Genomic DNA, 14,689 nt, shown 5'->3' on the forward strand with positions numbered 1-14,689 from the left:
TAAACACTAAATATACGGATTAAAAAATAATCGGAAACCCCAATCCTACCAATAAAAACCAAATCACATAAATAGGTAAAAACTGAACAACGGCCTTTTCAACTTTTTGGAAAGGCTGATTGTAAAATAATACCCCAACAAATTGAATAGTTGTACCTAACAGGTGAATCAAAATCAACAAATTACTTCCAAAAACCGCCAATCGATTGGGAGAAAAACCAAATTCTAAAATACGCTCAATAATGGCATTAAATGCAACTCCATTGACCAAAATAGCCACTATTCCCAGTATACATAACACATAATTTCCAAAAGATTTCGTTTGACCAACTCCCCTGTTCGCTACCGAGAAAAATATCAATGCCAAAACAGCAATTAATATGCCATTAAACAACAACAAAAATTCACGATCCTGAATTTTAGTTTGTCCATTCGTTAAATAAACTACCAAAAATGTACTTAACATGACCAAGGCAATTGGGCTAAAAATATTCGCAATAATGGGAGATATTTTTGAAACCAATTGCGTATTAGTTTGCAATAGATAAACCCCCACCAAAGGGATAGGTGCCAATAACCAACCTACAATATTTTTTCCATAAAAATCACCTATTGGAAAATGAATGGATTCAAACAAATTGATGGTTAAGGCAGAAGATATTCCTGCGCATAGAAGGAGGAGACCAGAAATAATGATTAAATCTCCCACCAATTTTAACAAATTCACTCGACTAATCGACTGTTTCCAATCCTTTCCCAAATAAGCCAATCCAAATAAGCCTACCCCAACACCTCCCAAATGAATGGCACTCAGAATAAATACATCGTCTACTTTTCCTTGGTGAATAAAGGTAATAATTACAGCCAACAACAAAAATCCAGCAGGTATTCCAAACTTATATAGTTTCTCGGAATTATTTTGATTAAGAAAGTAAATCGAAAGTACTGCAAATTGAATCAATGCAAGATATTTTGCGTAATAAATATCTGCCTCCAAACCAAAAATATTAGGGAACTGAATTGCCGTTCCGACTAACACAATAAGTCCAATAAACTGAGCCCAATTGATTGAAACAAGTGTTTTTTCAGCTGTCTTTTTTTTCAAGCGCTCATACCAAACTTGTGCTACAACTTGTTCGCTAATAGTTGGATAGACCTCCAAAAAACCTTTTAGAAAATCCTTTTTGTTTTGATGATAAAGGTTTTCTAGTTCGGATGGATTCTCTATTGAATTTAAAATTTGCTGTTTCATAAGATCGGAGTTTGAATTTTCAAATGTAAAAATTTAATCAATTTTTTATACCCCATTTATCCTCAAAAAATACCATTTGAACCTAAAGCGAGAAGGCTACATACAAATTCCCTTTTGGGGTTCCCAATTTGGTTCCTCCGCAAGCCAAGACCACATATTGTTTTCCATTGACCATATAGGTTGAAGGAGTTGCAAAAGAGGCATAAGGGAGTTTAAATTTCCATACTTCCTCGCCTGTTCGAGCATTGAAGGCTCTAAAATATCCGTCTTTACTTGCGGCAATTAATAGCAATCCGTTTTCAAACAAGATCGGCCCGCCATAATTTTCGGTTCCAGTACCTTTAATTCCTTTGGCTGCCAAAGAGGGTTCATCTCCAAAATTTACTTTCCAAAGGTACTTTCCTGTATTCAAGTCGATAGCATTCAGAGTTCCCCAGGGTGGCGAAATCCCCGGCAAACCTTCTTTGTCCACAAATTTACGATACCCAGCCATTCGATATAAAATAGGCGAATTTGCCTCTGCTGCTTTTGGTCCAGCTTCTTTTGCCGTTTCTTTCATCAAAAAACTTACTAAATTATCTTTATCCACACCTTTGATTTGTGGATATCCAGGCATCATTCCTTTGCCAGTTCCAATCAAATTACTGATAAAAGCGGCAGTTCTTTTCTTATAAATGTCAGAAAGTTTTGGATAGCCACTTGCTGGATTACCCGAGAGGTCATTTTTATGACACATGGCACAATTGGCACGATATACTTTTTCGCCTGGATGGTCGAACACTTCTCCTTTTTTAACGGGATCCATTTTCTGAATCCACGGCATTTCATTGCTGTTTACAAATAAAATTCCTTTGCTAGGATGCGCGGCAGCACCACCCCATTCGCCTCCACCATCAAATCCAGGGAAAATCATCGTACCCGTTTCAGAAGGAGGTGCAAACCAACGCTTATCGATACTCTTGAAGGTTTCAATTAAAGTCTCTTTTTCGCTTGAGTAAGGATTGATATCGGCTAAAGTCAATTCATTGGCTTGTCGACCATAAGGCTTTGGCAATACAGGTCTAGGCTGCGTTTCCCAAGCCAATTCGCCATTTAATTGAGAGGCAGGCACTGGCACTTCCTTGATATCAAACAAAGGCTTCCCTGTTGTGCGTTCAAATAAAAACACAAATCCTTGTTTGGTAATTTGAGCTACAGCATCAATTTTTTTGCCATTTCGTTCCACTTGAATCAAGTTGGGTGGAGCGGGAATGTCGCGATCCCACATGTCGTGGTGCACAAATTGGTAGTGCCATTTACGCTTTCCCGTTTTGGCATCTAAGGCCAATAAACAGTCGGAAAACAAATTTTGCCCCTTGCGATTGGCTCCATAAAAATCATAACCTGCAGAACCTGTTGGTACAAATACAATTCCTGATTTTTCATCAACCGCCATCCCCGCCCAGTTGTTGGCCGCACCCACTTCTTGATTTTTATAAGCATTTTTTGGAAATGTTTCGTATCCAAACTCTCCCGGATACGGAATGGTGTGGAAAGTCCAAACCAATTGACCCGTGATTACATCAAAAGCACGAATATCGCCCGGGGCTGCGTCTTCTCCTTCCGACAAGCGCAAGGGCATGATGATCAGGTTTTGATAGATAGTTCCTGGTGTATTGGATATGATGAACTTGTCTTTTGCAATGGCGGGGAGGCCCGTATGTAAATCTACTTTACCATCTGTCCCGAAAGAGGAAATTGGTTTCCCCGTATTTGCATCCAGAGCCCAAAGGTTGGGTCCGACGGTGTATAAAATACGTTCCTCTGTACCGTTTTTCCAATAACTTACACCTCTTGAAGTGCTTGCCCAATTCTTTAGTGGATCACCAAATTTCCAAATTTCCTTACCAGTTTCTGCATCTAAACAAATTGCTTGTACAGAGGGTGTAACTCCATATAATCGTTTATTTACGATTAAAGGATTTATTTGTATTTGTCCAGAATCGGCACAGGAATAGGTCCATGCCACTTTCAAATTTTTTACATTTTCAAGTGTAATTTGATTGAGCGTACTAAAGTGATTGCGGTCTTTTCCGCCGAGGTATTCAGACCAGTCGAAGTATGAAGATTTGTCGGGAATAAATCCAAAAAAAATTAAGGTGCAAGTAAGAAAGAGGAGCAAGAAATTTTTCATGAAAATATTTTATTCTTTTATCAATTTTAATTGTTCAATTAGTTCTGAATTTGGGGAACTTATTTTCACAAAATACACACCTGGTTTTAAATTAATCATATCAATTAATTGATTGGGGGAATACCTATTTCGAACCAATAATAATCTGCCTAAGTAGTCTGTAATTTCTAATTTAACTTCGCTTCCAAAGCTTGAATCGAACTCCACGAAGCAATTGTTTTGAACGGGATTAGGGATTATTTTAGCCTTTTTAATAGCTTCTTGATTACCTAAAACCACCTCTTTCACTAATTTATTTGTAATTTTTAGTTGTCCATAAGTATATCTATTTAATTGAATATCCTCGATTTTATAGGGCATAATAAAAGTAGTATCCTTGCTTACCTTTGGCAGCGAATTTAATATTAATTTATTTCCTTGAACATCAAAAATAGTTTGACTTTTTAGAAAGGAAAAAACGATAGTTGAAGGGTCAAGTCCAGCTATAGGAAGCAATTTTACATCGCCAATTTTTGAACTTGAATTGATTTCCCAATTGATAGGGTTTTGTTGAAAATCCGCAACCTTTTTACCAATTTGTGAAAGTCCGCTATACAAAGCAATTACCTCTGGATCTCCGTTTTTGTCCAAATCTTTAAATTCAAAATAGTTAAATAAATAATCCTTTGAAGAGGGATCATAAAATTTACCTACTCCAGTTATTTCAAAACCATTCGATGTGCTTTTGAAATATTGAAAATCTTCGCTATTGTTCCAAAAACCAGCCCAATTTTTTGGATTTACCCAATCGTTTTTGGCCGGATCTCTTAACATAAAACGCGGCACAATGTCTAATTTTCCGTCTCCATTTATGTCCTGAATACTAAAAGTAGCTCCTTCGTTAGAAACCATAATTGGTAACACATTCGTATTATTTTTAAAATAAATTGAAGTTGCGTCTACCAGATTACCTTTATTAATTTCTAATATTTTAAAAATTGATTGGGTTTTATATTTTACTTCATCCGCCTCACCGCTATAATCTCTTGAAACAACTAAAACAATTTCACTTTTACCGTCTTTGTTAAGGTCAACCACCTCTGCCTGAGTGATATCATAAGACATCCAATTTGTAGAACTAAAATCGCCTACATACGGAATTACGTCTACCGGATTTAGGTCAAATAAGTTATTGCCAACATTTCTATAATATACAAATCGATTTGGAATTCCATTTTGTGTTGATTTATAATAAATCACTAAATCTTTTTTTCCATCTTGGTCAATATCAACTAACTGATCAATAAAGGTTTGAGGGGATCTATTAGTTGATTCTGAATTAAACGTTTTGACTAATTCTCCTGAGTAGGTAGATGTTTGAAAAACACCCTTGCCATCATTTATTAAAGTCATTAATTGGCCATTTTGAGCTTTATGAACAATGTCCACATCTCCATCGCCATCTGCATCGCCAACAGCTCCCTGAAAAACACCAGTTAAAGCAGTATAGGCCGGAATATTACTTTCTTTACTTCTCCATTTGTCATTTTCAATTTGATAATAATAAAATCTTTTGGCATAAAAAGCGGAATCATATTGAGTAGGCTGTCCTCCAGTACCTTTATAATCTACATTTTTAATCAGGCCAAGTTGTTTGGCAATGGCGTCCCAATTTGGTTTTGAACCTACGTGATAATGTTCTCCCCAACCAACAATTTCTGGTTTTTTGTCGCCATTTAAATCAGCTGCTGTATAATCATCTAAATTGTGGATGAGCGATGCTGGTTTTGAATTAGGACTTGAGACATCTTCATAAGAAACATCAAGTGTCCAAGGTTGATTTGTATATTTCCCGGGTTTGGGTTGCACATAAACGGGCACCATTAATCCCCGCCCTATTTGCTCAATTTTTCCATTGAAATAAATTTGATCATTCCCAAAAATCATATCATCAATACCATCAGCATTCAAATCAGTAAAAAGTGCCAACTCCTTTAATCTAGTTGGATCTAAAATACGTACCCCTTTTGATAGCAGATTCATACCTTCCCCAATTTCTTGAAATTGATAATATGAATTATTCAAAACTTTATAAAAATGGCTTTTCCCATTTTTATATTTAATCGTTTCTGGACCAAACCAAATATCAAATTTTATAGACTTTTCTAATTTTGAAAAAACACTTAGTTTGGGGATAAAATTATCTGATAAAGATGCATCATTCACTTTCAAAGTAAAATAACTATTAGGTGTTCCCTCAATACCTGTTTTCGAAATTTGACTCCATTGATTTACAAAGTCTACATTGTTTAGGGAATCAATTGAAAGAAATAAATCTTTGCCTTTCAAACTAAGATCAGATATATCAATTTTATACGTTTTATTGGTATTCCACCAAATATGCGTTTTGTTGGTTTTATTAATTTGAAACCCTGATGAACCAAGGCTTAAATTTACGCTTTGGTCCTGATCTTGTGCAAAAATTGAAACGGTGGAAAATAAAAATAATCCCAAAAACAATTGATAATTGATAATAGATTTCATTTAAATTTTAGACTAGGAGAATACAAATAACAATTCAATTTTTACTTTGACAAAATTAATAACCCTAAGCCCAGCGCATATAAAATCAACATAAGATTAAGCTTTAATTTCGTTTTTGCTGGTGCTTCTTTAAATTCTTTCCAAATAAAAATTCCCCAGATTGCTGCCACAAGCGTTGCCCCTTGTCCCAGGCCATACGACAGTGCTGGACCTGCTTTTTCTGACGCTATGATTGAAAACGCCATTCCAATAAACCAAATAAGTCCCCCTAATATTCCCATGAAGTGATCTCGTGCACTTCCTTTAAAATAGGTTGAAAAAGTAAGCGAGTGCCCTTGAAATGGAAATTTCATTTGTAAAGAATTAAAAACAAAATTACTTCCTAAAAGTCCAACTGAGAACATAAAAAGTGCCGAATAAGGACTTAATTTACCCATTTCGGGTTCTGCAAAATTGGAAGCCATAGAGGCTGCCACATATTTGTAAAAAAAGCCCATTAAAGCCCCGGCAAACAAAGACAAAAGTAACCCCTTGGACCCTTTTGTTGAACCTAACACGTCTTTATAGGCTAAGGCGTTTAGAATAATTGCCAAAACGATTAGTAACACTCCAACGCTAATTAGATTTATATTTCCAGTTGGGTTTTCTAAATAGTTGGTAATAACTCCTATAACTAAGGCTAAACCAATACCTACTGGAAAGGCAACCGCCATACCAGCGATCCCAATAGCTGCAACTAACAAAATATTGGCTACATTAAATAAGACGCCGCCAATAATTGCGGAATAGAGATTAGCGGTATCAGCTTGCAACATATCGGCAACAAAAGGCCGACCCCCTGAACCGATACTTCCCATGGTAAAGGCCAAAAGAAGTGAGCTCAAAAAAACACCAATTCCATAATCCCAATAATATAATTCAAAGCGCCAAATGTTGGAACTAAACTTTTGGGTGTTGGCCCAAGACCCCCAACAAATCATTGTAATTACACAGAAAAAAATGGCCGAGGTATAAGTTTCTAAAATAAACATATCTTATCTTTTTTTGTACACAATAACATCTTGCAATTTGCACTCAAATCCTGGTACCTGATTTAGTAATTTTAATTTTATCTTGTGCAATCCATCTGGTAATTGATAATTCCAAGAAAGCTCGTGTCTTCGGGTAGTAAAAGATACAGGAAGTTTAACTTTTTCAAATAATTTACCATCGACCCAAACTTCCATTTCAAAAAAATCTTGTAGCGTAACACCCCATTTTGAAGCCTCCCCACGCAATACATAACCAGTCCCTGTAAAGGAAAACTCTTGTTCATCTTTTAAAGATTTACCTAAATTTATTTTTTCTTTGGGTGCGATTCCGCTAAAACTTTCTTCAAAAGGAACTGTCATAATCGGACTTTGTGGAATACTTATTAGTTCACCTTTAACACTTCCGCCATGATTTTCAATGTTTTTAATGGCTTGTTGATAACTTAATTGATACACTTTGTTCAATGAAGTACTGGTATATTTAAAGTCGATATCCTCTGCTTCTTTTAAACCTTGTTTCCAATACGCTGGAATTTTCTCGTAGCCCAACATGACCCCCAATATGCCTGCAGCAGAAGATGGATTGCAATCTGCATCTTGTCCGCAATGTGTTGCCACATCAATTGTTTTGGTAAAATCACCATTCCCATACAATAAGCCCATCACTACATAGGCCGAATTAACCGTCGCATCAATGTTGAATGGCGCATAAACTCCATCTGGGCAACCAATATCATCAGTATATTTTTTTTGCACTTCTAACCATGTTTTGGTCCAATCATTTGGATATAATTTATGCCACTTAATCACGTCTGCAATACACTTATAGTAAGTACTTTCTTTGGGAATAGTTTTTAAGGCCTCATTGACCACCTTGGAAATATCGTTGTATAAAAATGCTTGTGTATAACAGGCCCCTAAAAAGACCCCACCGTAATACCCATCACCGTAATTCATGATGTGTCCAATTTTATTCGAAATTTCAGAAGCCGCATTGGGCATGCCGGGCGACATCAATCCTGCAAAGTCACATTCAATTTGGTAGTCGATACAATCGGCATGTGGATTGTTTAACCAATGGCCAGATGCTGGGGCAGCAATGCCATTCAAAATATTATATCGACCCGCTTGATTGGCGTGCCAAAGGGCATAGCCCGCATGGGCATATGCTTTTGCATGGGAAGAAATAGGCGCATTTAGGCCTTCGCGGTCCATTACTTCCACAAAAGTTATGTCCATGTAAAGGTCGTCGTACAAGCCCGGATTGTTCACCATAGTTTCTTTCAAATAGCCATTGTACCAAGGAATGGGATGGTACTTGTTGATCATCGTTCCGTTGTATCGAAACTCAACAGGGCCACCATAGGTTACTCCAATGGTTTGACCGGCCCAACCTCCTCTTATTTTATCTTTTAGAGCATTGGCTTGAAAGGTTATCGTTCGATTTTGAGCCAAAACCGTTAGCCCTGGTAATAAAAGAATAAAAAATAATAATTGTTTTTTCATGGTTTAGAAATAAGGTTTTGATAGAGATATTTTTTCATGATTCGGTCCAAAAACTCCTTCGAATCAATACTAATTCCAATTTCTGCGTTAGGGGATTTATCTGGAATGATGTGGGTAAATCCTTTGTCATCCACTTCCATGTGGACTTTTTCGGTTTTAAATAAGTTTGGAAAGGCTTCCATGCCTATCGCTACTGGATCAAACAGCGTTGGTGTTTCATTTCCCCAAAGTACGTATAAGGCGCTTAATGCATTGGTCATGGGCGATTGTCGGTACAATAGTCGATCTCTTTGCGCTCGATCAAGTTTGACCATGGCGGTTACGTCTAATCCGGCATAAGTGATTTTTGCTCCGGAATTAACAAATTTCTTGGCAGCAGAGATATCAACTGCAACATTCCATTCTGCATCAATAGGGGCCTTCGTAGAGTAGCCTACTTTAAAAGACCCAAACATGGCATAAATGGCTTTTGCTTTTTTCAAGGCATCAGGATCTTTGTCGATGATATCTCCAAAATTAGTTACGGGACCCACTGAAAAAATGATAATTTCTCCTGGAAATTTATTCAATGCATTTCGTATAAATTCAGAGGCGGACGGGTCTTTTTGTTTTAAGGGTGCCATCCCAATGGCTTGTCGGTATTGGTTAGCAAAAACGGGCGCAACTTTCGGGGCAGGCTTAAATCCCTCAGCATAATAAAACTGTTCGGCAAACCAATTGGCGCGTTCATTTTGCGCGGAAGTATTTCGACCAATATAGACGGGAATTTGCGATTGCCCGGTTTCCTCTAAAATTTTTTGGGCTAACCTGGCGCGGTCTTCAGTCCGACCATAACAAGTAGTGATGCCCAAAATTTCGTATCGATCTTGCATCGTAAGCAATAAACTTAAGGCATAAGCATCGTCGATATCATCACCTAAATCACAATCAAAAATAACTTTTTGTTTTTGTTGCGAAAAAGCTTGTGTTGCAAGGAGTAGCAGAAGTAGTAATTTTTTCATACAAGGTCAGATTTATGTGGCATCGATGCCTGAGCACCTAGTTTTTGTACAGATTTTGAAGCAGCTGTACACGCGAATTCTATTGCAGCGTTCCAATCATTTCCTTCCATTAGTCCAAGAACTAGTGCACCATTGAAACAATCGCCTGCTGCAGTTGTGTCAACAGCATGAACCGAGGGTGCTTTCACATGAAAGGATTGATTTTGTGTGCAATAAAGAGCTCCTTCGGCCCCCAAGGTGATTACCACATGTTGAACTCCTTTTGCGAGTAAAATGGATGCCGCTTTTTCTGCACTGGCAAGGTCTTTTACTTCAATACCAGTTAAAATTTGGGCTTCGGTTTCATTGGGGGTGATGGCAAATAATCCATGCAATAATTCATTGGGAAGTACTTGGGCTGGTGCCGGATTTAACACACACTTGACGCCCTTTGAGTTTGCAATCTTTATGCCATATTGAACAGTTTCAATCGGAATCTCAAGCTGAAACAAGGCAAAATCTCCCACTTGAAAGGCATTTGCCACGGTTTCAATTTCTTTTTTCAAAAGAAATAGATTGGCTCCAGGTGCCACAACAATCGTGTTTTCACCTTTAGCATCTACCGTAATCAAGGCAACCCCAGAAGGTTGATTTGCTTCTAATGTTACGAAATCTTTATTGATTCCTTCGTTTTGGAAATGTTGAATGGCCTGGTGTCCAAATAAATCGTCACCTACTTTGGCAACAAATGTTACCTGCCCCCCTAATCGAGCAGCAGCCACTGCCTGGTTAGCTCCTTTGCCACCAGGATTAATGATGAAATTATTTCCTAAAATCGTTTCTCCCGGTTTTGGGTGGTGTGCCGACTGGATCACCATGTCGGTATTGGAGCTGCCTATGACGAAAACTGTTGACATGAAAGTATTCAATTTACCTAAATTACAATTATTTAAACAAAAAACAGTACATTTAACTGTCTAATTTAACTTCTATTAAATCTATGAAAAGTTCAAGAAGAGATTTTGTAAAATCAGCAGCATTCCTAGGCGCAGCCTTACCAAGCACTCCCTCTTTTTTTATCAACAAAAGCAATCCCGTCAAGGGAAGTAACCGAGAATTGATGATGGAGTTTATGGATAAAGATTCTAGATCTAATCACATTCCCGGCGGATTTTTTATGCATTTTAATAAGAAGGGAGATGAGGCCGTCAAGGCACACCTTGACTATTACAAGGCAACCAAAATGGACTTTGTCAAAATTCAATTTGATGGAATGAGTTTGCCCTTGATGCCAGAAATCAAACAAGCGTCTGATTGGTATCAAATGCCCATTTTCAAGGAAGACTTCTTTGAGCCTATTGTCTATATTATTCGTAAACTTGTAAAGGAGCTCAAGCACGATGCGCTAATTTTACAAACTTTGTATTCTCCGTATCAGATGGCGAAACAGGCTGTACCTTGGGAACTTTTGGTTAAGCACGTATATGAAGATCCCGAGGCGGTATCTCGAGGAATGAAAAATGTTACTTTGTCCATTTTAAATTTTGTTCAAGCAGGGGTAAAAGCTGGTTTAGACGGATTTTATACCTGTGCACAAGGTGGAGAAACCAATCGCATAGCGGACATTCAATTATTCAATCGGACCATCAAAAATTTTGATATGTTGTTGTACAAAGAGGTGAACCAATTAGTACAACATAATATTTTACACATCTGTGATTATGACGGAAATTATGTAGATTTTGAAAAACGGTTTAAGGATTATCCGGGTCAAATTGTAAATGTGCCACTCCAAGCAGACGGAAAAGATTTTAGCCTTTCGGATGCCTATCAAATTTTCAATCGACCGGTGATGGGCGGTATGGACCGACATGGAGTGATTGCCAATGGCACGCCTGAACAGGTAAAAAAAGCTACTGAAAAAGTTTTGGCAGCGGCTCCAGCTAAAACAATTATAAGTGGCAATTGTACGGTGGCAGGGACAACCCCAATAGAAAATTTACGAACTGCTATTGAGGTTGCCCATAGATTTAGAGGCTAATTTATGGAATCACAAAAAAGAAAATTTCTATTAAAATTTAATCTTATCCGTTCCGTATGGACCTCTTTGAGCACGACTCAAATAGGTATTTGCTTCGGCATCGTTGATAAACTGTTCGTTTACAGAATCCCACTTTAGTTTTCTTGAAAGTTTCATGGCTACATGAGTTATCAAACATACGGTACAAGCTCGATGACCGATTTCAATAGGCGATATGGGCTCTTTACGAGTCTCGATACAATCTAACCAGTTTCCATGTTGGTCGTCTGAATGATATAAATGAATCTCTTTTTCGCCAATAACAGATTCCAAAATAGCAGGATTTGAGGCATCAATGGCTTTTGCCATCACTTTATTATTCGGATCACTAGAAGTTACTGCATAATCTCCCCTTGAAACAAACACCCAACCTTCAGTACCTTCAAATTTTATGCCATTTGGGTAGGCTCCACTGGTATACATCGTGATGCCATTTGCATATTCTGCTTTTGCCAAAAAGTCTCCATGGACATCCCAAACACCGGATTTTGGGAATTCTGCAATTGCCTCAATACTTACTGGACCTGTTAGTTCAGTATCCATACCCCAGGCAGCTGAATCAAAGTGATGTTGTCCCCAGCCTGTAATCATTCCAGCACCAAACTGTTCCATACGCAACCAACCCGGACGGTCATAGCCAACCTGTGGATGCACGCGCAATTCATTGTAAGGAATATAAGGCGTTGAGCCTAACCACATATCATAATTTAAGTTTTTAGGCACTTGCATTTCTTGTACCATCGGGCCTGCAGGGTCTCCAGGTAATCCCACTCGAACAGTATGTAGTTTTCCTATGCGACCATTTCTAACCAATTCTGCTGCTCTTTTGAATTGCTTCCATGAGCGTTGTTGGGTGCCCACTTGCAAAATTCTTCCAGTTTTTTGGATGACATTCGCCAACTGACGACCCTCTTTGATAGTCAAAGAAGTCGGTTTTTGTAGGTAAATGTCCTTTCCCGCTAAGGCCGCTTCCATTGCTGGCTGTGCATGCCAAAAGTCAGGTGTACTGATCATCACTGCATCGATGTCTTTATTGAGCAACAATTCTCGATAATCATCGTACATCTTCACGTCAATATAATTGCTATTACCCGTTTTTTTGGTATAATAATTTTCAATCAATTTTTTTGTATCAACTGTTCGATTGCTATCCAAATCACAAACCGCCATGATTCTTGCCTTGTCGAATTTCCATGTACCGGGCAAATCGTGTCCGCGGGCAATTCTACCACAACCAATTTGACCAATATTGATTTTATTACTTGGTGCATCTTTCCCACCTAGTACATTTGCTGGAACTATTGTTGGGAACCCAAATGTACCTACGGCACCTATGGCTGCTTTTTGGATAAAATTTCTTCTTTTCATATCGATCGAGAGATTCTTGTTGCGTTTTTCTGAGCTATTAAAGCTAATTCTGTAGCGTGGAAGCAGTGTGCCTGAGGCATGGCCGTTTCAGTGCGATTCAACACATCATCTACCAACAATTCCCCATGGGTCAATTCCACATTTTTACAGTCGATATACAACATTTCTTTTTGGTTGACCACATATAAATGGCTACCTGGCCCATGCGGATTAGCCACGTCTGTATTTTTACGAACTTCGATGTATCCGTCGGTACCCAAGATGGTCAAACGACCATCCCCCCAGGTATTCAACCCGTCGGGCGTAAACCAATCGACACGGATATATCCTGCTCCACCGTTTCCACGAAGCATTAAATCGCCAAAGTCTTCAAATTTTGGATATTGCGGATGGTGGAAGTTGGCCACTTGTGAAGCTACCACTTGTCCTTGCGTAGATTTGGTGAAATGCAAAAATTGATCCACTTGGTGGGAAGCGATATCTGTGATGATCCCCCCATAATATTTTGTGTCGAAGAACCAATCGGGTCTTGAATTTACACTCATACGATGAGGTCCTGTGCCTAGGGTTTGCAAGACTTGACCAATCATGCCAGACTTAACTAATTCACTAGCTTTTTCGGTCGCTTTGTTTTCAAAACGCTCAGAAAATGAAATGGAATAAATACGTTTGGTTTCCTTTTGTACCTTTTTAACGGCCTCCAATTGTTCTAAATTAACAATTCCAGGCTTATCGACCATGTAATCTTTACCCGCTTTCATTACACGAATTCCAAGAGGAGCTCTTTCGATAGGGGTGATTGAGCTTAAAACCAATTTGATGGAAGGGTCATTTAAAATAGCATCTTCACTTGAAACTAATTTGGCAGTAGGGTATCTTTTGGCAAAGTCTTTGATAAGGTCCGGTTCTTTGGCATAATAGGCAACAAATTCTCCGCCTCCCCGAATGATGGAGTTTGCCATGGAGTAAATATGTCCGTGGTTGATTCCAATCACTCCAAATTTCAATCGCGGTGCGATGGTTTTTTCTTGGTTTTTAGGAACAAATAATTCTGTTGCATCCTTAATTGGACGATGAGTGCCAGGAAATAATGCGGCACCAGACAATATACCCGCTTCTTGCAAAAACTTGCGACGGTTGGAAGTGTTTTCTTTCATTTTTAAATAGGAATACTAAATTTAAAAGAATAATTATTAAAAATTTACTTATTTTGAAGGATAAATTATCTGTTTTAACATGAAAAATTGGGCATTTTTACTCGCTTGTCTTTTAAGTATAATTTCGGGCTGTTCCTCTTCAACCATTCCACCGGGGGCAAAGGCCATTGAAAACCTTGATAAAACAAAATACCTAGGCAAATGGTATGAAATTGCTCGATTAGATTTTTATTTTGAAAAAGGCTTAAACAACACCAGTGCCTTTTACGAATTAAATGAAGACGGTTCAATTAAGGTTGTTAATAGAGGATTTGACCCCGCAAAAAACAAGTGGAAGGAATCGGTTGGAAAAGCTAAATTTGTTGGCAAAGAAACAAAGGGCATGTTGAAAGTTTCATTCTTTGGACCATTTTATGGAGGATATAATATTCTTTCCCTTGATGGTGAGTATCAATATGCTTTAGTTGCAGGAGAAGAGCTTTCGTATTTATGGATACTTTCCAGAACCAAATCCATCCCAGATTCGATAAAATCAAAATACATAAACATTGCCCAAAAGATTGGCTATAAAACCAATGAATTAATTTGGGTGAAACATGAATAAAAAAGCGAATTAGAC

General features: G+C 38.0%; 11 protein-coding genes. 2 read left to right on the forward strand and 9 right to left on the reverse strand.

Annotation, left to right across the window (positions count from 1 at the left end; all coding sequences use genetic code 11):
* Positions 1-19: 19 nt before the first annotated feature.
* The 7 genes from EOJ36_RS09100 to rbsK all read right to left on the reverse strand — a co-directional run bounded on the left by EOJ36_RS09100 (position 20) and on the right by rbsK (position 10,382).
* On the reverse strand, positions 20-1,252 hold the full coding sequence (locus tag EOJ36_RS09100; RefSeq protein WP_127804601.1) for a hypothetical protein: 1,233 nt from the start codon (positions 1,250-1,252) through the stop codon (positions 20-22).
* Positions 1,253-1,334: 82 nt separating this feature from the next.
* Positions 1,335-3,425, reverse strand: coding sequence for an outer membrane protein assembly factor BamB family protein (locus EOJ36_RS09105; RefSeq protein ID WP_127804603.1), 2,091 nt, complete (start codon positions 3,423-3,425; stop codon positions 1,335-1,337).
* A 9-nt stretch (positions 3,426-3,434) separates the two neighbouring features.
* The gene (locus tag EOJ36_RS09110; RefSeq protein WP_127804605.1) at positions 3,435-5,948 is read right to left on the reverse strand and encodes a T9SS type A sorting domain-containing protein; all 2,514 of its coding nucleotides are present in this window, start codon (positions 5,946-5,948) and stop codon (positions 3,435-3,437) included.
* 41 nt (positions 5,949-5,989) lie between these two features.
* Positions 5,990-6,979 carry a GRP family sugar transporter gene (locus EOJ36_RS09115; RefSeq protein WP_127804607.1) on the reverse strand — a complete coding sequence of 330 codons (990 nt, stop codon included), beginning with the start codon at positions 6,977-6,979 and terminating at the stop codon, positions 5,990-5,992.
* Positions 6,980-6,982: 3 nt separating this feature from the next.
* Positions 6,983-8,485: an ADP-ribosylglycohydrolase family protein gene (locus tag EOJ36_RS09120; protein ID WP_127804609.1), complete on the reverse strand. Its 1,503-nt coding sequence runs from the start codon at positions 8,483-8,485 to the stop codon at positions 6,983-6,985.
* On the reverse strand, positions 8,482-9,486 hold the full coding sequence (locus EOJ36_RS09125; RefSeq protein ID WP_127804611.1) for a nucleoside hydrolase: 1,005 nt from the start codon (positions 9,484-9,486) through the stop codon (positions 8,482-8,484). The genes EOJ36_RS09120 and EOJ36_RS09125 overlap by 4 nt, the downstream gene beginning before the upstream one ends.
* On the reverse strand, positions 9,483-10,382 hold the full coding sequence (gene rbsK, locus EOJ36_RS09130; RefSeq protein WP_127804613.1) for a ribokinase: 900 nt from the start codon (positions 10,380-10,382) through the stop codon (positions 9,483-9,485). Before rbsK ends, EOJ36_RS09125 begins: the two co-directional genes overlap by 4 nt.
* Before the next feature lie 83 nt (positions 10,383-10,465).
* Between rbsK and EOJ36_RS09135 the strand changes: the two genes are divergently transcribed.
* Positions 10,466-11,506, forward strand: coding sequence for a uroporphyrinogen decarboxylase family protein (locus tag EOJ36_RS09135; protein WP_127804615.1), 1,041 nt, complete (start codon positions 10,466-10,468; stop codon positions 11,504-11,506).
* Positions 11,507-11,536: 30 nt separating this feature from the next.
* On the opposite strand, the gene EOJ36_RS09140 is transcribed toward EOJ36_RS09135, so the two are convergent.
* On the reverse strand, positions 11,537-12,913 hold the full coding sequence (locus tag EOJ36_RS09140; protein ID WP_127804617.1) for a Gfo/Idh/MocA family protein: 1,377 nt from the start codon (positions 12,911-12,913) through the stop codon (positions 11,537-11,539).
* The gene (locus EOJ36_RS09145) at positions 12,910-14,070 is read right to left on the reverse strand and encodes a Gfo/Idh/MocA family protein (protein WP_127804619.1); all 1,161 of its coding nucleotides are present in this window, start codon (positions 14,068-14,070) and stop codon (positions 12,910-12,912) included. Before EOJ36_RS09145 ends, EOJ36_RS09140 begins: the two co-directional genes overlap by 4 nt.
* Before the next feature lie 79 nt (positions 14,071-14,149).
* On the opposite strand from EOJ36_RS09145, the gene EOJ36_RS09150 reads away from it, so the two are divergent.
* The gene (locus EOJ36_RS09150) at positions 14,150-14,674 is read left to right on the forward strand and encodes a lipocalin family protein (RefSeq protein WP_127804621.1); all 525 of its coding nucleotides are present in this window, start codon (positions 14,150-14,152) and stop codon (positions 14,672-14,674) included.
* Positions 14,675-14,689: the final 15 nt, after the last annotated feature.

The sequence above is a fragment of the Sandaracinomonas limnophila genome, from assembly GCF_004005965.1.
GTDB classification, from domain to species: Bacteria; Bacteroidota; Bacteroidia; order Cytophagales; family Spirosomataceae; genus Sandaracinomonas; species Sandaracinomonas limnophila.

What these genes read in the sequence shown, in the direction of transcription:
- EOJ36_RS09100 (WP_127804601.1), bottom strand. Translation starts at nt 1,252, where the DNA reads ATGAAACAGCAAATTTTAAATTCAATAGAGAATCCATCCGAACTAGAA.
- EOJ36_RS09105 (WP_127804603.1), bottom strand. Translation starts at nt 3,425, where the DNA reads ATGAAAAATTTCTTGCTCCTCTTTCTTACTTGCACCTTAATTTTTTTT.
- EOJ36_RS09110 (WP_127804605.1), bottom strand. Translation starts at nt 5,948, where the DNA reads ATGAAATCTATTATCAATTATCAATTGTTTTTGGGATTATTTTTATTT.
- EOJ36_RS09115 (WP_127804607.1), bottom strand. Translation starts at nt 6,979, where the DNA reads ATGTTTATTTTAGAAACTTATACCTCGGCCATTTTTTTCTGTGTAATT.
- EOJ36_RS09120 (WP_127804609.1), bottom strand. Translation starts at nt 8,485, where the DNA reads ATGAAAAAACAATTATTATTTTTTATTCTTTTATTACCAGGGCTAACG.
- EOJ36_RS09125 (WP_127804611.1), bottom strand. Translation starts at nt 9,486, where the DNA reads ATGAAAAAATTACTACTTCTGCTACTCCTTGCAACACAAGCTTTTTCG.
- rbsK (WP_127804613.1), bottom strand. Translation starts at nt 10,382, where the DNA reads ATGTCAACAGTTTTCGTCATAGGCAGCTCCAATACCGACATGGTGATC.
- EOJ36_RS09135 (WP_127804615.1), top strand. Translation starts at nt 10,466, where the DNA reads ATGAAAAGTTCAAGAAGAGATTTTGTAAAATCAGCAGCATTCCTAGGC.
- EOJ36_RS09140 (WP_127804617.1), bottom strand. Translation starts at nt 12,913, where the DNA reads ATGAAAAGAAGAAATTTTATCCAAAAAGCAGCCATAGGTGCCGTAGGT.
- EOJ36_RS09145 (WP_127804619.1), bottom strand. Translation starts at nt 14,070, where the DNA reads ATGAAAGAAAACACTTCCAACCGTCGCAAGTTTTTGCAAGAAGCGGGT.
- EOJ36_RS09150 (WP_127804621.1), top strand. Translation starts at nt 14,150, where the DNA reads ATGAAAAATTGGGCATTTTTACTCGCTTGTCTTTTAAGTATAATTTCG.